Origin of the sequence: Burkholderia sp. SIMBA_051, assembly GCF_046534915.1 — a bacterium.
GTDB classification, from domain to species: domain Bacteria; phylum Pseudomonadota; class Gammaproteobacteria; order Burkholderiales; family Burkholderiaceae; genus Burkholderia; species Burkholderia ambifaria.
The window spans coordinates 1-252 of sequence record NZ_JAWRXS010000601.1; the positions used below are offsets into that span (position 1 = coordinate 1).

General features: G+C 61.1%; 1 protein-coding gene. It reads right to left on the bottom strand.

The window, feature by feature from the left end; translation table 11 throughout:
- On the bottom strand, positions 1–252 hold a 252-nt coding region (locus SB771_RS35895; RefSeq protein ID WP_410722152.1), incomplete at both ends, for a LysR substrate-binding domain-containing protein.

The window sequence follows — 252 nt, forward strand, 5'->3', positions numbered from 1 at the left end:
GTCGATTGCCGAGAAGGCAGCGATCAATCCAATTCCCGCGCCCTCCCGCAGTACCGTGGACATCGCATCCATGTCATTCACACTGAAGTGCGATCCCGTTGGACGATACACCGCCTCGCCTGCTCTGCCTTGCAGATGCCATTCGTCCGGCGCGTAATCGACCGTGCTCAGAAGCACACATGTGTGACCGACGAGGTCTTCCACACACTCGGGAGCCGGATGCCGTGCCAGATAGTCGGGCGACGCCGCGAG